Below are 21,401 nucleotides of genomic sequence, written 5' to 3'. Positions count from 1 at the left end.
AAGGTGATAAAGTAAATAGGCGGGCGCTCATGCACCGCACCTATTTTGATTTCAAGTGGCAAACAGCCGACTTAGTTGAACCAATGACGAGTTCGATTAGCAAACCACACCAAAGACAACATCACTGGCACCTCCACCAGCACACCTACTACAGTAGCAAGAGCAGCCCCTGAATGCAGTCCAAAGAGTGAAATAGCAACCGCGACGGCAAGCTCAAAAAAGTTTGAAGTACCAATCATACAAGCTGGCGCAGCAACGTTGTGAGGCAATTTCATGCGCTTCGCAAACCAATATGCGATGGCGAAGATGCCGTAAGTTTGGATCAGTAAGGGAATTGCGATCAGAACGATAGCTTCAGGTTTATTCATGATTGTTTCTGCCTGAAAGCCAAACAAAAGCGTCACCGTGGCGAGCAAGCCCATAATGGAAAAAGGCTTTATTGCTGCTAAGAATTGATCTAATTTTGAATGATCATTACCATTCTCAAGCTTTTTACGCGTTAAAGCACCAGCGATAAGTGGCACTAGCACATAGAGTACGACTGATAGCAAAAGCGTGTCCCAAGGCACTGTAATATCCGTGATCCCAAGCAAGAACCCAGCGATTGGAGCGAAGGCAAAGATCATTATGACATCGTTAATTGATACTTGTACTAAGGTGTAATTGGCATCACCTTTGGTTAACTGACTCCATACGAATACCATTGCAGTACAAGGCGCGACACCCAGCAATATCATACCTGCGATGTACTCTGTTGCCGTTTCAGGATCCACCCAATCAGCAAACAGAACTTTGAAGAATAACCAACCAAGGAAAGCCATTGTAAATGGTTTCACCAACCAGTTTATAACCAAGGTTAGTATGAGTCCTTTAGGCTTCTTTCCTACATCTTTTATTGATGAGAAGTCTATTTGCACCATCATTGGATAAATCATTAACCAAATTAGAATAGCAATGACAATATTCACATGCGCGTATTCTAACTCCGCAATAATGGCAAACACTTCTGGCATCATCGAGCCAGCGATAATCCCGACAATAATTGCCAGACCTACCCAAACTGATAAATAACGTTCAAACAATCCCATTTGAGTTTCCTTAAAGTGACTTTTGGTTTACGCGTTGACTGACTTGTTCTGCGCTTTCAACGCGCTCCGAATAACGGTCAACAAAATGCTCTTTATTATCTCTAAGCAATAAAGTGAATTTCATCAACTCCTCCATAACATCGACAATTCGATTATAATATGGCGAAGGTTTCATACGGCCATCCTCTTCAAATTCCAGAAAGGCTTTTGCCACAGATGACTGATTTGGAATAGTCACCATACGCATCCAACGGCCTAAAATACGCATTTGATTTACCGCATTGAAAGATTGGGAACCGCCACATACCTGCATTATTGCTAAGGTTTTGCCTTGGGTTGGGCGCACACCACCTAAACTTAATGGCACCCAATCGATCTGACTTTTGAAAATGCCTGTCATTGCGCCATGTCGTTCGGGCGAGCACCAAACTTGCCCCTCTGACCAAATCATCAATTCACGCAACTCTTTTACTTTGGGATGGAATTCATCTTCGGTGTCAGGTTGCGGCAATCCTTGAGGATTAAATATACGTGTTTCTGCACCAAACGCATTTAACAAACGAGCACTCTCTTCAACGACCAGTCGGCTAAACGAACGTTTTCTTAATGAGCCATACAAAAGCAGAATTCTAGGCTTATGTTGAGCAGCGATTTTTGCCATAGCTTGAATGCTTGGTACTTGAAGTTCATCGTTTATGATGTTTGGTAAGCTAGGATCGAGCACCGTCATTATTGCACTCCAATCGTGGCAAGCTCTGCCTTAAGTGCATCTTTATCTAAGTTTTTCGCAGCAATACTTTTTAGCTTGTTAACACGCTCGCTTATTTCGGTAATACAAGCTAAGAAGGCAGTCTCAATTTGCAAGTCGTCGCCTTCAATTTTGGAAGGATCACTTAAACCCCAATGCACTTTCAGGCTTTTACCAAAATAAACAGGGCAAGTTTCGCCAGCAGCAGAATCACAAACCGTCACGACTAAGTCGGGTTTGAAGTCTTCAAACTCATCCCAAGACTGACTTTGTAAACCTTCAGTTGAATAACCTTCTTGCTTCAAATATTTTAATGATAAGGGATGCACTTCTCCAACCGGCTGACTGCCCGCACTTTTAGCCTGAATAAGGCCGTTCGCCATTCCATTAGTAATAGCTTCTGACAAAATGCTTCTGCACCTGTTGTGTGTACATATATAGAGTATTTTCATGTTTAGTCGCCTTTAATTAACAACAAGAAAGTGAAGAGGATTGTGATGCCTGTAGTTTCTGTAAAGCAGAACTATAATAGTCATCGTTATTTTCAGCGGTATTATTTATGACGTCTTTCGTCCATTCCGGAAGTGCTGGGTGCAATTTGTAAAACACCCACTTACCGCGTCTTTCATCGACTAAAATGCCACATTTTCGTAACTGTGCTAAATGACGAGAAGCTTTGGGCTGGTCTAGGCTTAATGCAGCCATAAGATCGCATACACAAGCTTCTCCAGCTTTAACAATTAACAGAAGTGTTTTGAGTCGCGTTTCATCAGCGAGGCATTTAAAAAAGGTACACGGATTCATGCTCTACATATTCGAAATAACACATATGTGAAATTTCGCATATGAAAGCAATTTAATCAATAATTATTTTGATAGAGATAAAAAGAAAAAGCCCTAAAAGTCGAATTAACTTTTAGGGCTTTAAATAAATCTACGCTTTATTTACATATTTATATGTATGCTTTACGCGATTTCAAACAAACCCGCAGCACCCATACCACCACCAACACACATAGTGACGACCACATACTTAACACCACGACGCTTACCTTCTATTAAGGCGTGTCCTACCGCTCTTGCACCTGTCATACCATAAGGATGCCCTATAGAAATAGCGCCACCGTTGACGTTGTAAATTTCTGGGTCAATGCCTAACTTGTCTCGGCAGTACAATGCTTGACAGGCGAAGGCTTCATTAAGTTCCCACAAGCCAATATCATTAATGCTCAAGCCATGTAATTTAAGTAACTTAGGAATGGCATAAATTGGACCGATGCCCATTTCCTCTGGCTCATTTCCCGCAACAGTCATACCACGGTATATGCCTAAAGGTGCTAGACCACGCTTCTCTGCCATCTTAGCTTCCATAACAACACAGGCTGACGCACCATCGGAAAGCTGACTGGCATTACCCGCAGTTACACTTCCTCCTTCAACGACAGGCTTCAAGCCCTGCAAACTTTCTAATGTTGTTGATGGACGATTACCTTCATCTTTTTCTAAAGTTACATCTTTGAATGTAATCTCTTTTGTTTCTTTGTTCATAATGCCCATAGTTGAACTTAAAGGAACGATTTCATCATCGAACTTCCCAGCGGCTTGGGCAGCAGCGGTGCGTTGCTGAGACATCAAGGCATATTCATCTTGAGCTTCACGTGAAATATTAAATTTCTTAATAACGTTTTCAGCCGTATAAAGCATGGGCATGTAAGCATGCTCTGCTTTATCGGTTACGTTTTTATCCATGCTTTTACTTGCCCACTCATAATACTTAGCTTGGATTTCTGAAATGTTCTCTTGGCCACCAGCTACAACAACATCCATACCATCAACAATGATCTGCTTCGCTGCGTTTGCAATAGCCATAAGGCCCGATGAACATTGTCTATCAACCGTTTGCCCTGAAACCGAATAAGGTAAACCCGCGGCTAAACTCGCTAAACGAGCTATGTTGTTACCTGCACTCCCAGCATTCAACACCGAACCGATAATTACATCATCAATTTCTCCGCCTTCCACGCCAGAGCGCTCAACAGCATGTTTGATAGCATGCGCTGTCATAGTAGGTGATTTAATATTGTTGAATGCACCACGGTAAGCGCGACCAATGGGTGTACGTGCCGTCGAAACAATTACAGCTTCTTTCATAGCGAGATTCCTTATATTTGTAGTATCAGAGTGCGAGCTCAAAGCGCTTTGAATGACAACTCGACTTCAACCTTGCTCATAGACAATAATAGTGCGACTAAAGCAAATTGATATCAAGCCAATAGCTATTTTGCTTTTTTATGTGAATCAATACTTAATAGTGATAGTAATGGCACTCAAAGTTCTCAAAACAACGAACAAAAAATCCATAACTAGCCATTGCCAGTTGGTTTACAGGTACATATTTCAATACAATTAATATGTTTAATTTCTTGTTTTACACATACTAATGATTGACAGCAAGTGTTGCTAAAGGTAGTTTCAGTAACTTATATTCAAGCAATTCAGAAGCCATAATGGAGCTTCAGCTAACGCTTTAAACACTTAAATGGAACGCCATCAGATAAGGATCTTCAGTGGACAACTTCTTAGAGTACATTTTTAGTCTACCCATTATTGCTTTCACCATTCCATTGATGATCATGATCGTGTTTTGGCTTTTTGCCCTACTCGGCGCGATTGATATTGAAATACTCGACCCTGATGTCGATACAGATGCTGCTGACGGCACAGGCTCGTCCTTTTTAGAATCCTTAGGTTTAGATGGCGTCCCATTAACTGTCGCTATTACTCTTGTCGAGATATATGGCTTTGTATTTATTTACATGGCGAGAAAGTATATTGCGCCACTATTCGATGGTATTTTATCAGCAACTGCTTCTGGTTTCGTTCTGGCCGTATTCGCTCTCTTGTTAGCAATTCCATTCGCTGCATATACGAGCAAACCTCTTAGAAGTGTATTCAAAACTCACGAAGGCGTTAAAAAATCAGATTTAATAGGTACTTATTGCATCGTTACGACACAAACCGTAACAGAAAACTTCGGACAAGCACGCGCTGAAGATGGCATGATTTATAGTGTTAGAACCGCACCAGACAACCAAATTGCTGGCGGCTCAAGAGTTGTATTGATTGACTTTAACAAAGACGATGACACTTATATTGTAGTAACGGAAGCGGAATTAATGGCAATGTCCTCTACCCAACATATTTAATTTACACCCCCTTTTTTTAATCAATCCCTATTACCCAATTTTAGTAGTTTAAGGAGTAAACTTATGAGTGAAACACTTATTTTCTGGGCATCGGTCTCTGTGGCCGTTGTCGTCACCTTTCTAGCCATCGTTTTTATGCTGGCAAGATTGTACAAGAAAGTAGAACAAGGTCGAGCCATGATAGTCAATACCATGCGCTCCGAGCCAAAAGTAACCTTTACTGGTGGTGTCGTACTTCCTGTATTCCATAAACTCGAAGTGATGGATATTTCACTAAAAACCATCGAAGTTGATAGAAGCGGGACCGATGGCCTCATATGTAAGGACAATATCCGCGCAGACATCAAAGTTGCCTTCTTTGTAAAAGTGAATAAAAACCGTGATGACGTTCTTAAAGTTGCTCAAGCCATTGGATGTGAGCGCGCGTCAAACATTGCAACACTAGAAGATCTATTCAGTGCGAAATTCTCAGAAGCCTTAAAAACGGTTGGTAAGTCACTTGAATTCGAAGACTTGTATGCAAAACGCGATAACTTCCGCGATATGATCATTGATAATATTGGCACCGATCTGAATGGCTATGTGCTTGAAGACGTCGCAATTGATTATCTTGAACAAACGCCTATCGAGAAACTTGACCCAAATAACATTTTGGATTCACAAGGTATTCGAAAAATCACTCAACTTACAGCGGATCAACACATTCAAACCAACGTGTTCCAACGTGATGAAGAGATGAAAATTAAGCGCAAAGATGTTGAAACTCGTGAAGCGATTTTAGAACTAGAACGCCAAGAAGCCGATGCGGTAGCCAAGCAAGAACGTGAAGTTGCGACGGTTCGCTCAAGAGAAAAAGCTGAAACCGAGCGTGTTCAACATGAAGAACACTTGAAAGCTGAGCAAGCACGCGTATTGGCAGAGCAAGAAATTCAAGTTCAAGAGCAAAACAAACAGCGTGAAATTGAAGTTGCTGAGAACAATCGTTTACGCGCTATTGGCATCGAAGAAGAACGCGTTATTCGTGCTAGAGAGCTAGAGCAAATCGACCGTGAAAAAGAAGCATCATTGCAGCGTATTGCCAATGAGAAACTGATTGAACATGAGAAGCGTGAAATTGCAGAAGTTATCCGTTCGCGTATTGAAGTGGATAAGACAGTCGCGGAACGTGAAGAAGAAATTAACGAACTTAGAGTTGTTTCTGAAGCTGATCGCAATAAGAAATCTCGCGTTATTCAAGCGGAAGCTGAAGCTGAAGAAGCCCTGGTGAAAGATATCAAAGCAGCTGAAGCTGCTGAGAAATCAGCTGAATATCTTGCAAAAGAAAAATCTATCACGGCAACCGCCGACCTAGAGGTAGCTGAAAAACGCGCGCAGTCACAACGCCAAGATGCCGCTGGTCGTGAAGCACTTAGCGCCGCTGATGGCCTAGCCGAAGCGAAGGTAATGGAAGCCCAAGCATTAGCCAAAGAGAAAGAAGGAATGGCTGATGTACGTGTGAAAGAAGCGATGGCTGATGCAATTGAGAAAAGCGGTGTTGCCGAAGCTGAAGTGTTAGCGAAGAAAGCCGAAGCCGAAGCTGAAGGCATGACGAAGAAATTCGCGGCGATGGCCACTATGTCACCAGAGCAAAAAGCGCACGAAGAATTTAGAATGCGCCTTGATAAACAGCATGAGCAAATTATCAAGTCAATTGATACGAATGTCGATATCGCTCAGCAGCAAGCTATCGTATTAGCCGAAGCGCTGAAACAAGCAAACATCGATATCGTTGGTGGTGATACAGCTTACTTTGATAGCTTTGTTAAATCTTTGTCTGTCGGTAAATCGATAGATGGCACTATTGGTAAATCAGAGACTTTAGGCACAGCTTTTGCTCCACACTTTAAAGGTGATGCAAGTTTTGTTGAAGATGCGAAAGAGCTAGTTGCTGGATTTGGCGGCGCCAGTGGCAATGCCAAGGACACTGCCGTCACTGCACTAATTGCTAAATTCTTGAAAGAGAGCGGCGACAATCCGCAAGTGATGGAAATGGTAATGAACGCACTGAATAAAAAGACGAGTGGTGAAGGCGAACAAAGCCCTAGCTAAGACCGTTTGGCGATTACCAGCGCTGCACGCAAGCAGCGCTAACTTTTTATCGCCAAAGCTAGTAAGGTAAGGAGCAGGAATACGCATGGCAACGGAACAAGAACAGCTCGATCAAGCAGTCGCTGATGGTGGCGCTTACGAAGTGATTCGTGCGCGTTTGGTCGAGCAAGCCGCCGCGCTAAAAAGCAAAGTAGATAATCTAAACAACGCCCGCATCACCGAGTTTGGCCAAGCTAAACTTGACGTTTCTGGTCGCGTGAGAGTGCGCACCGAGAATAACTGCATAGCCCGGGATATCGTGCCTGTTGGTAACGATCTCTTATTTGCTTACAACGTGTTTATTGGTTTAAAAAAAGAAACACAAGTTGCCGATGTATTTAGCCTTTACCATCTAGTTGAAAAGGAAGGCACTTACGAGCTCGAACAAAAGGAATTATCTGGTAGTTTCTTAGATAACCCTACTTTCGTTAAAGAATTTAATGAGCTTTACACTTACTATAAAGAAGCCCGCTTAATACAATTAAAAGTACAAAATCAAACCTTATTCGCAGTGTTTCAAATTGGACAAAAACTAGAAGATATCCGTGTTTTCCAATGGCGAATAGAGAAGGACGGTAGCGCGAACTATATTGATAATCGCGGCGAACGCGCAATCAAAAAAGCCCCTTCACATGACTTTGAATGGCAAAACGTAGGGCGTGAACAACACGAAGAAGGAAGCCATCCCCACATCAACATTCTCGATGTTGTCTTTGTCGAAACCACTAACGGTCAACTGACAATAAAAGTTGAGAATAATACAGAAGACGGTCTCGGTATTTACAACGAAGAAGTAGAAGACAGAACGCAAAGTTTAGCTGACGCTGATGTGCAGTTTGCACGTGTCGGTTCACTGGTTCTTCTTAAAATTAAGCCTTATCGCGAAAAGAATTACCGCTATTTAGTCTTCAATACTCGAACAAAGCAAGTAAACCGCATTGACGAGATTGGTTTGGCCTGCGTTTCTTTACCTGAAGATCATGGCATTATTTTCCCTGGCGGATATTATCTTCAAAATGGCGAAACGAAAAAGTTTCCCGATGATATTCCTGGTTTAACATTCAGGCGCATGCTCCGCTCACCGAATGGTGAAGACGTTCTATTTATTTTTTATGAGCCCGAGTCTGGATTAGCAGGTTTATATTCTTATAACCTCATTCGTAAAGAGCTGCAAAACCCGATATACGCTCATGGTTACAGTATTTTTGAAGATGGCAAAATGGTCATCTTTAGTTCTGAAGATGAAGCCACTCGCGTGCATCCGATGCAGGTTTGGGAAACACCTTATTACAGTGATGAATTTGCAGCAAAGCAACCGAGCACCGACAGCTTCTTTAGCAGGATCGGTAATAAGGAATTGGTCCGAGGTATCTCCGATTTAGTATCCATTCACCGTATTGTGAATACCAATAACCCTACTCGCGCTTCTTACGAGGACTTGATTAAGACTGCCAAGTCTATGTTCGATACGTATTACTGGATGAGCGATGCCGAAGTTGACGGACTCGGCGATATCATCAAAGAGATTAATACCACAGCAGAACTGGTCATTGACGAATTTGAAAAAGTGGAACAAATTCGTGAACAAGCAACAACGGCATTATCTGAAGCTGAGGAAAAACAACAAGAAGTTATTAGCGCAATTCGCATTTCTAGTTGGAAGACGCCGCAGGAGTTCGTCGATTGTCTAATGTCCTTGCGCAAACAGCGCGGATTTTTAGTGACTCTAAAAGACCAACGGTATATTGACCGCGAGCGCCTAGAGCAACTCGATGAAGCTGCCAACGAGGCTTTTGATGAGGTAAGCAATGCCACTGTGCAATTCCTGTCGCATGATACCGCTCTTCAACCTTACATCGACAGTATCGAAACTCTCGATAAGCGAATTGCGAGCGCTGAAATTGTCGTCGTCATTGATGAAGTTAACGATGAACTAGAAAAGCTATCGTTAGGTTTGGACCTGCTTACTGAAGTCCTCAATGGCCTTAAAATTGATGATGCGACTAAACGCACAAAAATCCTAGATGATATCTCTGAAATCTACAGTAAATTAAATAAAATAAAAGCTCAGGGAAGAAACCGTCGCAAACAACTAGGTTCCAGCGAAGCCACTGCAGAATTTGCAGCACAATTTCGTCTCTTCTCACAAAGTATCAATAGTGCGTTAGTGATGGCAGATACGCCTGATAAAGCGGAAGAGCAGTTATCTCGATTGCTAATCCAGCTAGAAGAGCTTGAATCAAAATTCAGTGAATTTGACCAATTCCTCGCTGACATAATGGAGAAACGCGAAGAGTTGCATAGCGCATTTGAAAGCCGCAAACAAAGCTTAATGGAAGAACAGCAAAGGCGCGCACAAAATATTTTTAGCGCCGCAGAAAGAATCCTAAAAGGCGTTAGTCGACGCGCAATGGGCTTTAATGATGCGACCGATTTAAATACCTATTTCGCTTCAGATCCTATGATCATGAAGATTGCAGATTTAGTTGCGCAACTGCGTGACATCAACGACGCCATTAAAGCGGATGAACTTGAAGCCCAACTCAAGAGCGTAAAAGAACAAGGGATACGTTCACTGCGCGACAAGCAAGATATATTTGAAGATGGTGGCTCTGTCATTAAGCTGGGCAAACATAAGTTCAGCGTGAATAAACAGGCCCTTGATTTAACCTTGATACCTAGAGACGATGGACTCTATCGTCATTTAGTAGGGACTGACTACTTCGAAGCAATTCACAATGAAGAATTAAATTCCCTGCGCCCTTATTGGCAACAAAACTTAATTTCCGAAAACCAAGAAGTGACTCGCGCTGAATTTTTAGTATCGGTAATTTTAAAAGATGCGGAAACACAGCAAAACGGCTTATCTTTAAACAGACTCTACGAATTAGCAGAGGATGATAAAGCCCTTTCGAAACTGATTCGAGAGTATATGACCGCTCGTTATCAAGAGGGTTATGAAAAAGGCATACACGATTCTGATGCTTTGCAGATTTTGCAGGCCTTACTGCCAATTCATGCAAAAGCTGACTTGCTTAGGTATGCGCCGGAAGCAAGAGCTTTAGCTATGCTCTTTTGGACTCATAGCACAGCATCAGAAAATCAGAAGCGGATATGGCAAAGCCATGCAAAAAGTGCGTACTTACTATCATCCTCATTTCATACAATACAGGGATTTGTTCAATTACGGGAGCAATTGAAGGAAGAGTTCAGTGCGTTTGTAACACGCTACCAATTACATTTTGCACCCTCGGTGCAAATTCAAAGCGCCGAGTATTTAAGCTTAGAGCTTGCACAAAGCAAACTTGCTTTTATCAGCAGTCAATCGGCTGTTAATATTCAAAAGCAGTTTAGCGAAGAGCTTAAAAAGCTCGGTCACAGTAGTGATTTTAACAATGCAATGCTGCAGTTTAATGAGCTCATTAAACAAGACATAAAACCAAATGCTGTAGTAAATGGATTAGAAGAGCAATGGACGCTAACGAATGCATGGATATTTGCAACCTTGGCAGGCAAAGCCGATCTAGAACAACAAAAGCATTATGTAGATGAAGCAACGGCCTTGGTTCTTGTCGGTACTGAGCTTCCATTGCGAAGTAGTAGTATTAATTTGAATGCGAAGGTCACCGATTTATTAAGCGACCACCTTCGAATTAAAGACTCAAGCATGTCGATTGCTTTGGACGAATTTAATCAAAGACTGTCTCGCTACCATAGTGTCGATGTCCCTAACTATAAGCGTTATCACGAACTGCGCAGCAAGCTAATGAAACAGAGCCAGAAAGAGCTGCAATTAGATGCCTACAACGCTAAGCCCTTAAGCTCGTTTGTGCGTAACCGCTTAATCAACGAAGTTTACTTGCCCATTATTGGTGATAACCTTGCAAAACAGATGGGTACCGTTGGTGAAAATAAACGTACCGACTTGATGGGTTTACTCTTACTCATCTCTCCGCCAGGTTATGGTAAGACGACCTTGATGGAATATACCGCCGCTCGTCTTGGCTTGGTGTTCATGAAAATAAACTGCCCGTCGCTAGGTCATGATGTCACATCAATTGATCCTGAAAACGCACCGAATGCGACAGCTAAGCAAGAATTAGAGAAGTTAAATTTAGGTTTGGAAATGGGTAATAACGTTATGTTGTATCTTGATGATATACAACATACGCACCCTGAGTTTTTACAGAAATTCATTTCACTTTGTGACGGAACGCGCCGTATAGAGGGCGTATGGAAAGGAGAAAGTAAAACCTATGATATGCGCGGCAAGAAATTTTGCGTAGTCATGGCCGGAAACCCATACACCGAATCAGGTGATGTATTTAAAGTCCCTGACATGCTGGCAAACCGCGCGGACATCTATAACTTAGGTGACGTCCTTGGTGGTAAAGAAGAGCAGTTTGCGTTGAGTTATATTGAAAATGCACTCACTTCTAACCCTGTTCTAGCTCCACTTGCGTTAAGAGATATGAAAGATGTATACAAGTTTGTCGCAATGGCTGAAGGTGAAGAAGTAGCTACAAGTGATTTAAGCCATCAATATAGCGCTGCCGAGGTAAACGAAATTGTAGCTGTTCTGAAGCATTTAAAAGTGATTCAAGAAGTCATTTTGAAAGTGAATTTACAATATATCGAATCGGCTGCTACGGCTGAGGATTATCGCCAGGAACCGCCATTCAAATTGCAAGGCAGTTATCGCAACATGAATAAGATGACAGAGAAAGTGTCTGCCGTAATGAATCAGGCTGAGCTTATGCGATTAATTGGTGACCACTATACTGGCGAAGCGCAAACTCTGACATCAGGGGCGGAAGAGAACCTGTTAAAACTTGCTTTATTACGCGGTGTAATGAGCCCAGAACAAGAGGCTAGATGGCAGCATATTTGTTCTGCTTTTGATAGCAAGCAGTCTCAAAATATTGATGGCGACCCGCAGTTACAAGCTGTGAGACAGTTGTCTAGTATGGCCAGCGCCCTTGAAGCGATTAAAGTAGACATGGAACAGTCAGATACCAGTGACCTTATTCGTCCTATTAACCGGGTTGCTGCGGCCATGCAATTATTGAGTAAAGCTTGGTCAGGGGAACCAAAAACAAGTACCAAAAAGAAAACGACTAAAAGTAAGAGTGAAGATAAAAAGTAGTCAGCTTGATCATGAGCCAAGTAAACTCGAAAGGCAGGTGAAATTAAGTGATTTATAAAAAACAGACAACTCGCCAACGAAGCTTAGAATATGGAAAGGTAAGCCTTTTTCATATTGTTGTGGCGAGCCTGTTTATTGTTATGGTCGTCGTTGCATTGTTGCTATATCTTCCATCCAACACTTACATTGAGCAGTATGTAGAGCCTCAAAATGACAGTGAATATTCATTGCCCGCATTAGAGCTAACTGAAGAAAAAGCAACGATAAACAAACCTACGAGAATTGAATCTGCAGCGCCTTTAAACTCGACTCTCGGTTATTGTGCAGACAAAGACATCGAGATTATTGGTTACGATTGGGAACAGAATATCGCTAGAGCCAAAACGTACAGCGCGAACCGCAAAAGCATTGATTCAAGTAATTTAAAGCATAGCCCTTCTTATCATCAATACTCGATGAATAATCGACAGAGTCAGTATGGTGATCTGCAAACACTATATGACGAATCAGATAGTTTAATGATGCCGATGGGTCAGGATATTATCTCGGAAATATCCAACACTAAAAACGATGATTTTGAATCGCTTAACCTTAAATATGCAGGCAACAAAGAGTACCTAACAGCAATTTTAGCCGTATTTAGTAGACAAATTAGTATTGAGTCTTTCAAACAAATTCTTGATACGCACGACGATATCGACAATGACTTTGTATTTAAGTTATTTAGTTCCAGCTTCCAAATATCAACCAGTTTTTTGGAGGTGCTCCTTGAAAAAGCGTCAGGATCATCGCCTTTATCAAAGAGCTATGTTGATAGGGGCAACGATCTATTATTTCTTGCCCTATCCAATGGCAACTTCGAGTACCTGCCTTACATACTCAATATGGATATTAACTTCTACCCAAATCAAGATGCGTCACTTTATTACGCATTGAAAAACGGTGCCCAACGCACTTCCATGAGTAAGTTAGCTTTTATTCAAATGCAACAACAGCTTGAAATTATTGTCGGACCACCCAGCTTCAACGACTTAATTGCCATCAGTCTATTTACAAAAGACAATGTGATGGACAAGTTTATCGACTATGGACTAAATATTGAGGACTACATAAGATACACGCCAAACTTGGATATCCTTGATCTCAGTGATAAGGAAATTGCTGAAAAACTCAACGCCGCTCGCAGAAAATGGCCTTTGTACATCTTGCGAGTTAACCCCAATTCTGATTGCATGAATGCAACCGAATTTCATTGGACTCAAGAAGAATTATTAAGCTGGTATAACACTCGAATTAAGTCTGATGAAGACTTTGCAGAAGTCGATAAAGAGCTCGCCGAAATATCTAGGCTATATGTTGCTAGAGCAAACGTGATGTATTACTCAGGGACTTTGGATTTAAAGCCTCAAGAATTCAGAGTTGATGAACATAGGGCTTTTTTCGATAATGTTGTAGGTGCCATTTTTGAACCTGCTCCGAACATGGATACCAGTGAACAATTGGCATTGCTGTCGGCAGAAATAAATACTTTAGAAAAGCAGGAGATCCTTCGTTTTTATATAATTTCATTAGTCCGCAGTATTCGAACTCTCGACGCATCAACCAATCTCGGCTTTGTATACAATGATAGTGATATGCTCGCTGCGGTTCGCGCTAAAAACAAAAATGCCATTAATTGGCTGTTGAAAAACGGCGTAGGCCTCAGTGGTGCCGACCACTTAAATAATGGCGTATTGAAATGGCTTTTACTGACTAAAAGTGAAAACTTTTTTAATCCAAGTCAATTGGAAAACATGCCAACAATATACAATCCGTCTTCACTCAATCCACACGAATTACATTATTTGCAATGTGAAAACTATGGCTCAGTAGACCCCGCATTCCGCCGCTCCGAAATAGGCAAAGACGTAAAGCAACAAGTTCGAACTGATCTCTGCGAAAAATTATCTGGATATAAACAAGCAATTTCTTCACCGCTGTAGTTTCACCCTTCGGCCTAAGTTGTTTTAGCGGTTCACCACATCGCTCCTGCTAAAAGCCCATCATTCCTGCCAAAAGCCCGTCACTCTAGCTAAAAGCCCGTCGTTCCTGCGCAGGCATAATACTGTTCGTTTAAGACATCGACCGTCATTCCTGAGGCGTCAGGAATCTCCTTGGAACCCAGAAAATTAGGTTTAAGGCTTGTTTTTAAAGCAAATCATCGTGTTCCAAGGAGATTCCGTCCTTCGACGGAATGACGAAGTTTATGCTTAACCGAACATAATTGTGCCCTCGCAAGTACTAAGGGGCATTTATTACGGCGTTTAAAACGCCACCTAGCTAGTGACTTCTTCTAGCTCAAGTAAGTCGCCTGGCTCGCACTCTAAGGCCTCACAAATAGCCAACAAGGTAGTAAAGCGAATCGCTTTTGCTTTCCCTCTTTTCAATGTTGAAAGGTTAGCCATCGTAATGCCTACTTTTTCTGATAATTCAGTTAATGACATTTTTCGCTGAACCAAGAGTAAGTCGAGATTTACTTTAATTATCTTGTCCATTTATATAGTCAGCGATTGTTCATACTGAATTCGCGCTGCCTCCTTGATAACTTGTGCGATTACTAGAATAGTCACACCGGTGAACAGGCCTAACATATTGATACTGAAAGCGGGGCTTAGCTCCACGTCAGCTGCCAATTGGCCCACATCGGAAATGATCACCATACCACCAAGGTAGACTGCAAACGGGTTGAGAATATTCCAGATAATAAACACGAGTCCCAAATTACGTATGAGCCCTGGGTTTTCATCATGGAACGGTTGCTTAAGTGCCAAGTTCGTTAGTATCTTGCGCCCCAGCCAAATGCCCACAAGGCTAACAAGGCCCATCACTACAATGATAAAGTTGGATACGTACCACGCTTTATGACTCTGCGTGTTATTCAATTTTACCTCGCCTTGGCCATGCATAATCTCACTGATAGCGGCTTCATCACTAAGTGATATCGGTTCTGAACTAGTATGTACTTTAAATGCTATGGGGAAGGTAATATCCGTATGACGCTCACTTGCTGCGTCTGGAATATTTAGGCCTATTACCAATATCGCAACTGACCAAGCGGAAAGCGATAAAATGGAAAGGTACCAAAAGAAGTCCATAAATTTCTTTACGATTTGAGTGAGACGCATGTACTGCTTGTCGTCCATTGTTGTGTTTGAATCTTGCATGTTAATGTCCTGTGGTTTTAATCAACTCACAAACACTATAGACACAAAAATACCGTTTATCAATTATTTTTTATCGTTATTCGATATATAAATATTGATATTAGATAACTAACAGTTGATATAATACAAGTAATCTACTGATAACACGTCATTTTCTTATCATTATTTTGCCACCGCAACTTTATACAAAGTTGCGGTGTTTCTAATTTCTAAACGCCACTCTTAAACAGAGTGTTGCCTTAGCAATTAAGCTTCTTGGATAATTACCAATTTAACTGAAGACATTACTTCTGAGTGCAATTGAATATCGATTTCGAATTCGCCTGTCTCACGTAAAGTACCAGTAGGTAATTTAACTTCTGCTTTAGTAATCTCAACGCCAGCTGCAGTAACTGCATCTGCGATATCGCGAGTACCAACAGAACCGAACAACTTACCTTCGTCGCCAGCAGGAGATGCGATAGTAACTGCTTCAAGAGCAGAAAGTTTATCAGCACGTGCTTGCGCAGCAGCTAGTTGCTCAGCAATTTTAGCTTCCAACTCAGCGCGACGTTGTTCAAACTTTTCAACGTTAGCTTTAGTTGCTGGAACAGCTTTTTGCTGTGGGAATAAAAAGTTACGTGCGTAACCTGATTTTACTGTGACCTTGTCACCTAGACCGCCTAAGTTGGCGACTTTGTCTAGTAGTATGATTTCCATCTTGCTACCTCTTTGCCAATCTTATTTGTGTGAGTCTGTATATGGTAACAATGCTAAGAAGCGCGCACGCTTAATTGCAGTTGCCAACTGACGCTGATATTTAGCGCTAGTACCAGTAATACGGCTAGGAACAATCTTACCGCTTTCAGTTACGTAGTTTTTCAACATAGGGATGTCTTTATAGTCAATAACTTCTGCGCCTTCAGCTGAAAAGCGGCAAAATTTACGACGTCTGAAAAAACGAGCCATTATGCGTCTCCTTCTTCTGATTTAACTTCTTCCGTTGCAGCAGGAGCAGTTGTTTCTGCAGGTGCATCGTAAGATTTTTCATCACGTGGTGGTCTACGATCGTCGCGACGCTCTTCTTTAGCCATTGGAGACTGTTCAGTAACAGCGTCTTTAAGGCGCATAACTAGGTTACGTAGAATGATGTCGTTAAAACGGAAAGCAGTTTCTAATTCTTCAACAGCTTCTGCAGTTGCTTCAGCGTTAATAAGAACGTAATGAGCTTTATGAAGTTTTTCGATTGGATAAGCCAATTGACGGCGACCCCAATCTTCCATACGGTGGATTTTTCCGCCGTCTTGCTCAAGAATACCAGTGTATTTTTCAATCATGCCTGGCACTTGTTCACTCTGATCAGGGTGAACCATGAATACGATTTCGTAATGTCGCATTATTGCTCCTTACGGTTGTAGTCTCGCGTAGTGAAGTCGTCTACATGGAGACAAGGAACTGAGATGTTGACTTCAAGGGCGCGCATTGTACACATTGATGTCTTTATATACAAGCTATAAATGCGCTGTTCGAAGGACTTTGGATATTAACGTAGCCAAGCGTAACTAAACTTCATGAACACCGACTGCTGATTGGTTTTGAGCTTATTTAAGGAATCGTTGTCATACGCACTATCGGCATAACCAACAAAGAACTTGGTTAAGGGGTTTAGCTTATAAGAATACAATAGCTGGAATCCCACATTTTTTGAGTCTTCATCCACATCAAAATCATAGTTATCTTGATTTCTGCTGATGTCTGAATACGCAAGTGTCACTCTAAAAAATTGTTTTTGATCAAACTGATACGTCATTCTTATATCGGTGAGATTAGCATTAAAGAGTGGCTTGTCATTTGAATCGAGTTTGCTATAGGTGTGCTGCATATTCAGCTTTATATGTCTGCCAAGATTCAAGTTAATGAAGGGTTCGATATAAACTTGTTCGCCAAGTCTGTTGTTCACAAAATCGACTTCATCACCTACACGTTGGAATACGCCAAAATTTAGATGCTGATTCGGACTCGTTCTAAAGAACATTTTGTAGGAGTATTCTTGGAATAAATTCGAATTACCATCTATTGCGAGAATACTAGGATCGATGCGAAGGCCTACACGATCTCTTTTGCGCGCACCTACTTCAAATCTTGTTTGATAGTCGCCTGAAATTCGAATTCGCCCCTCTAACTCCTTTTCAATTAACTCTCCCTCGCCGTTGTGTGAAATATCCCAATCACCATCTATATTAATGTTGTTCCACCAAGAGTTTTCATTCCACCAGTTATAGCCACCACCAATGACGGATACCCGTCTATCCACTTGCGATTGAAAACCTAAATCTGCACGATAGCCTTCGTCAGCATATTGATGTCTTGCTCGAATGTAATAGTTACTGGTTTCTTTTCGATAATCGAGAATGTAAGAAAGGCCCGTGAAACTCCCCTCCTTATTGGTACGTAAAGTAGATTCGTTATAATCAGATGGGTTTAAGCACTCTTCATCACAAAAGCCTTTGTAGAGTTCATCTGGATATTCCGTTTCCGTCGCAATTATTTGCGCTGATATCGTATCTTGATCGGACAAACGGTACTTAAGATCAATCGAACTTAAATAGTTGTGATAATGATCCGCTTCTCTTAAAGTCAATACAGTACCAATGGCTAAATCATCGGAGTAGTCAAAACGGTATCTCCCACCCAAATTAAGTGAGGCCTCTTCAAAGGAGGCGACGCTTGAACCTAAGTTACCTGGCACTAGGAATGTAGTTTGCTCATCATTTGCGACAAACAGACCTAGGGAATGTTTGTCCTTGCGACCAGTAATCTTCAAACCATAATCTGGTGCGTTGATGTTTCTGGTGTAAATTAAATTTTGGAAAGATGAGAAATAGTCTGCATTTTTAACGAAGAAAGGGCGACGTTCGCCGAAGAAGAGCGCAAATGTGTTATTGATACTAAGTTGAGCGACATCCGCCTCAACCTGAGAAAAATCTGGATTCAATGTTCCTTGCAGGCTGATTTCTGGAGTAATCGACCAATTAACGTTAAGTCCAACTTCTTGGTTATTTTGATAATCCCAATCATTACTCTGCTCGGGATCCCGAGTTCTCGCAGCACCTAAAACCGCAGTAGGAACAATAGCTAAACTCTCGCCTTGTCGCGCATTTTTGAAGCCCCTCGCGCCGCCCATTTGGCACAAATTACAAGCGTTATCGCGATCGGTCGGCAGATGAGAGATTCTGAGTTCATCAGCGCGTGGATAAAAACGAACAAACTCAATACCCCAATGCTTTTCCTCTTCTGACTCTTCGAAGTTCATAAGACGTAATGGAATAGCAAACTCAACAACATATCCCTTATCAGTAATGCGTCCTTCAGATAGCCAAATACCGTTCCAGCTGGCACTTTCATTACCCGTCATTTCATTTTCGATGCTGTCGGTTTGCACGCCCAATGGGTTAACAAAGTACTGATAAGCTAATCTACCATCGCCGTATGTATCAATTTTGACTCCAACCATGTCTTGGCCCCATGTATCATCACGGTCACGCAAAAACACTCGGATATCGTCTGGCTTGAAATCATGAGCAATATACGCAACGTAAAGGTTGGCACCATCTTCATAGTAGAAAACATCAGTATTAACGGGGGGAATTGTGTTTTCGAAAGGCCTGACAACATAATTCAAATGTGCTTTGCCCGCCTTTTGCCAAACCGCTTCGTCAAGAACACCATCGATAGTCGGCTTTTCATTGTGAAAAGGAATGCTAATTGTATCGAATTTAGATTTAAGTAACTGAGGTGGGTTTTGTATATCTTGAGCATTGGCAGAAGAAATGAGAGTAATAAAGACAAACAGCAAAGCTGCGGAGAAGGATAAACGGCCTGTTCTGAGTTTCAACATATACTTCCTAATCTTTTACAACACAGATATTCTGAACAAAACAATCCCAATGTTCTAAAGAGGCAATTATTGCTCCTTTCACACCTTACAATGCGAGTTAAGTCAGTGAAACGCGGAGTTTACTGGTTTATCTGACAAGTTACCATGCGTCAAAGCGGATGATTTGGATTAACATTTGTAACAAGATATAAACTTTAGTTTATAAAATACCCACCATTCATAATAGTCAGCTAATTTCTAAGCAACAGAGTCTAATTGGCAGATTTTAGAGTGTTAGTCGTAACTGACGTCGAAAAGGTTGCTATATTCCTGAAAAAACGCCAAAGAAATAAAGCGATATTCATGTAATAAAAAGTGAATTTCACTGGCATTTATTATAATGTCTTTCGGCAAGTAACACTTTTGTATTTTTGCAGTCATTAATCAAAAAGGAGTTTGAAGGAAAATGACATCCCGAATTCAAAGCTTAGATGTATTGCGAGGTATTGCAGTTTTAGGCTTACCCACAATGAATATCATCTCGTTTTCAATGCCGTCAGCTGCATATTTAAATCCCACAGTGTTCGACAATACAAGTGCTATGAACCATTTTCTTTTTTCGTTATTTCAGATCTTCGCCGATCAAAAATTCATGGGATTATTCTCGATTCTTTTCGGTGCAGGTATAATTCTATTGGCGGAAAAGCGCAAAGAACGAGGACAATGCACATTCTGTGGTCACTTCTCGAGGATGTTTTGGTTATTGGTCTTTGGTATTTTACATTACTGGTTCCTCTGGTACGGCGATATACTTTCAATCTATGCGCTCATTGCGCTTTTTGTTTTTCCTTTTTATAAATCTTCCACCAAGTTTTTATTAAGCATTACGATCATAAGTCTAAGCTTGAGCGTCATTCTTAGCTCCAACGCCTATGTCACTGAGGCCGTTATGGGAAGAACTGCCAAGCTTGAGTTAATGCAGGATTATTCGCCCAGTCAGGAGCATGTAGATAAGATCAAAGAGCAACGTTTATCTCCTTCCTATCAGGACAACATGCTCGAATATAGAGAAATATTCTTCCAAGACTTAGATGAGGATATGCAAGACGATCAAAATGAGAATGAAGCAGACTCCTATGTGACCGATCAACTTTTCTATCAGGCTGTATGCAAAGTTTTTGGCTTAATGACATTAGGCATGTTGTTATATCGAACAGGCTATTTAAGCGGACAACGCTCTAGAACCGAATATCAATTGATGGCGCAATTTGGTTTTATAATTGGTATGAGTTTTACTTTCTCTGCTTTATTTTGGAACTACACCCACAACTGGGATGCCCAAGCATACTTTGAATACGGCATGCTTCTCTCGAATATCGGCTCAATTGCAATGACCATCGCCTATATTGGCTTATTCGTATTGCTTCAAATAAATGGCTATTTTGGCAGAGCAACCGAATACGTTGCTAGCGTGGGCAGAATGGCCTTAACGAACTACCTGATGCAATCATTCATTTGCATCGTTATTTTCTATGGCTTTGGGTTGGGCTTATATGGCTCACTAACACGATTAGGTCTTATCCCTATTATCGTTTTGATATGTGGTTTTCAGCTACTATTTTCAAAGTATTGGCTGAGCTATTTTATGCAAGGGCCGTTTGAATTTCTCTTGAGAACATTAGCTACGTTTAAGATTCAAGGTATTCTAAAGCCAAGTACAAGTGCTTGAGTGGCGTTGTTTATGTTGGCGTTTTTTGATGCTTCTTGCCTTTTGCTGCTGTGTAGGTAGGCAGTGGCCTCCTTAGAGGCAGATTTTTGCTCGTCACCACCGCGCAGGCGGTGGTCTCATTAGAGCCTAAACCAGACCGTACCTGATACATCCAACGCGTCATTCCTGCGAAGGCACTGAGGGCTCCCCAAAAATTTGAAAAACATAGTGGATTGTGATCTTATTATTTTCGCCAAAAAACAAATAAGAGATCCACTATGTTTAAGACACAATATTGCCATACTTTATTAAAATCGTC

General features: G+C 41.5%; 16 protein-coding genes. 5 read left to right on the top strand and 11 right to left on the bottom strand.

Features of this window, described 5'->3' with window-relative positions:
• Positions 1 to 71: 71 nt before the first annotated feature.
• The 5 genes from arsB to ACKLNX_RS06620 all read right to left on the bottom strand — a co-directional run bounded on the left by arsB (position 72) and on the right by ACKLNX_RS06620 (position 3,987).
• Complete coding sequence (arsB, locus tag ACKLNX_RS06640; protein ID WP_412971729.1) at positions 72 to 1,088, bottom strand: ACR3 family arsenite efflux transporter; 1,017 nt, start codon at positions 1,086 to 1,088, stop codon at positions 72 to 74.
• 10 nt (positions 1,089 to 1,098) lie between these two features.
• Positions 1,099 to 1,818 (bottom strand): arsenical resistance protein ArsH, encoded by a 720-nt coding sequence (gene arsH, locus ACKLNX_RS06635; RefSeq protein WP_412971728.1) that lies wholly within the window; start codon positions 1,816 to 1,818, stop codon positions 1,099 to 1,101.
• On the bottom strand, positions 1,818 to 2,288 hold the full coding sequence (locus ACKLNX_RS06630; RefSeq protein WP_412971727.1) for an arsenate reductase ArsC: 471 nt from the start codon (positions 2,286 to 2,288) through the stop codon (positions 1,818 to 1,820). Before ACKLNX_RS06630 ends, arsH begins: the two co-directional genes overlap by 1 nt.
• Before the next feature lie 16 nt (positions 2,289 to 2,304).
• A complete protein-coding gene (locus ACKLNX_RS06625) occupies positions 2,305 to 2,640 on the bottom strand; it encodes a metalloregulator ArsR/SmtB family transcription factor (RefSeq protein ID WP_411694478.1) in 336 nt (111 codons plus the stop codon).
• A 162-nt stretch (positions 2,641 to 2,802) separates the two neighbouring features.
• The gene (locus ACKLNX_RS06620) at positions 2,803 to 3,987 is read right to left on the bottom strand and encodes an acetyl-CoA C-acyltransferase (RefSeq protein WP_412971726.1); all 1,185 of its coding nucleotides are present in this window, start codon (positions 3,985 to 3,987) and stop codon (positions 2,803 to 2,805) included.
• Positions 3,988 to 4,403: 416 nt separating this feature from the next.
• Between ACKLNX_RS06620 and ACKLNX_RS06615 the strand changes: the two genes are divergently transcribed.
• The 4 genes from ACKLNX_RS06615 to ACKLNX_RS06600 all read left to right on the top strand — a co-directional run bounded on the left by ACKLNX_RS06615 (position 4,404) and on the right by ACKLNX_RS06600 (position 14,297).
• Positions 4,404 to 5,042, top strand: a complete 639-nt coding sequence (locus ACKLNX_RS06615) for a hypothetical protein (RefSeq protein WP_411694476.1) — start codon at positions 4,404 to 4,406, stop codon at positions 5,040 to 5,042.
• A gap of 63 nt (positions 5,043 to 5,105) precedes the next feature.
• On the top strand, positions 5,106 to 7,130 hold the full coding sequence (locus ACKLNX_RS06610) for an SPFH domain-containing protein (protein ID WP_412971725.1): 2,025 nt from the start codon (positions 5,106 to 5,108) through the stop codon (positions 7,128 to 7,130).
• 85 nt (positions 7,131 to 7,215) lie between these two features.
• A complete protein-coding gene (locus ACKLNX_RS06605; RefSeq protein ID WP_412971724.1) occupies positions 7,216 to 12,315 on the top strand; it encodes a DNA repair ATPase in 5,100 nt (1,699 codons plus the stop codon).
• A gap of 47 nt (positions 12,316 to 12,362) precedes the next feature.
• Positions 12,363 to 14,297, top strand: coding sequence for a hypothetical protein (locus tag ACKLNX_RS06600; RefSeq protein ID WP_412971723.1), 1,935 nt, complete (start codon positions 12,363 to 12,365; stop codon positions 14,295 to 14,297).
• 333 nt (positions 14,298 to 14,630) lie between these two features.
• On the opposite strand, the gene ACKLNX_RS06595 is transcribed toward ACKLNX_RS06600, so the two are convergent.
• From ACKLNX_RS06595 to ACKLNX_RS06570, 6 genes are all read right to left on the bottom strand, one after another.
• Complete coding sequence (locus ACKLNX_RS06595; protein WP_411694472.1) at positions 14,631 to 14,849, bottom strand: helix-turn-helix domain-containing protein; 219 nt, start codon at positions 14,847 to 14,849, stop codon at positions 14,631 to 14,633.
• On the bottom strand, positions 14,850 to 15,518 hold the full coding sequence (locus tag ACKLNX_RS06590; protein ID WP_412971722.1) for a DUF2975 domain-containing protein: 669 nt from the start codon (positions 15,516 to 15,518) through the stop codon (positions 14,850 to 14,852). It abuts the gene before it with no gap.
• Between the two features lie 246 nt (positions 15,519 to 15,764).
• Complete coding sequence (rplI, locus tag ACKLNX_RS06585; protein ID WP_411694470.1) at positions 15,765 to 16,217, bottom strand: 50S ribosomal protein L9; 453 nt, start codon at positions 16,215 to 16,217, stop codon at positions 15,765 to 15,767.
• Positions 16,218 to 16,238: 21 nt separating this feature from the next.
• Complete coding sequence (gene rpsR, locus ACKLNX_RS06580; protein ID WP_297349894.1) at positions 16,239 to 16,466, bottom strand: 30S ribosomal protein S18; 228 nt, start codon at positions 16,464 to 16,466, stop codon at positions 16,239 to 16,241.
• Positions 16,466 to 16,894 carry a 30S ribosomal protein S6 gene (rpsF, locus tag ACKLNX_RS06575; RefSeq protein WP_411694469.1) on the bottom strand — a complete coding sequence of 143 codons (429 nt, stop codon included), beginning with the start codon at positions 16,892 to 16,894 and terminating at the stop codon, positions 16,466 to 16,468. Before rpsF ends, rpsR begins: the two co-directional genes overlap by 1 nt.
• A 146-nt stretch (positions 16,895 to 17,040) precedes the next feature.
• Positions 17,041 to 19,395, bottom strand: coding sequence for a DUF5916 domain-containing protein (locus tag ACKLNX_RS06570; protein WP_412971721.1), 2,355 nt, complete (start codon positions 19,393 to 19,395; stop codon positions 17,041 to 17,043).
• 445 nt (positions 19,396 to 19,840) lie between these two features.
• Here ACKLNX_RS06570 and ACKLNX_RS06565 point away from each other — a divergent pair, with 445 nt between their 5' ends.
• The gene (locus ACKLNX_RS06565) at positions 19,841 to 21,103 is read left to right on the top strand and encodes a DUF418 domain-containing protein (RefSeq protein WP_412971720.1); all 1,263 of its coding nucleotides are present in this window, start codon (positions 19,841 to 19,843) and stop codon (positions 21,101 to 21,103) included.
• The last annotated feature ends 298 nt before the right edge of the window (positions 21,104 to 21,401 follow it).

This window comes from Glaciecola sp. MF2-115 (assembly GCF_047250385.1).
Taxonomy (GTDB): Bacteria; Pseudomonadota; Gammaproteobacteria; order Enterobacterales; family Alteromonadaceae; genus Glaciecola.
Note: the sequence above shows the minus strand (reverse complement) of the source record. Positions and strands in the feature narration are given on the sequence as shown.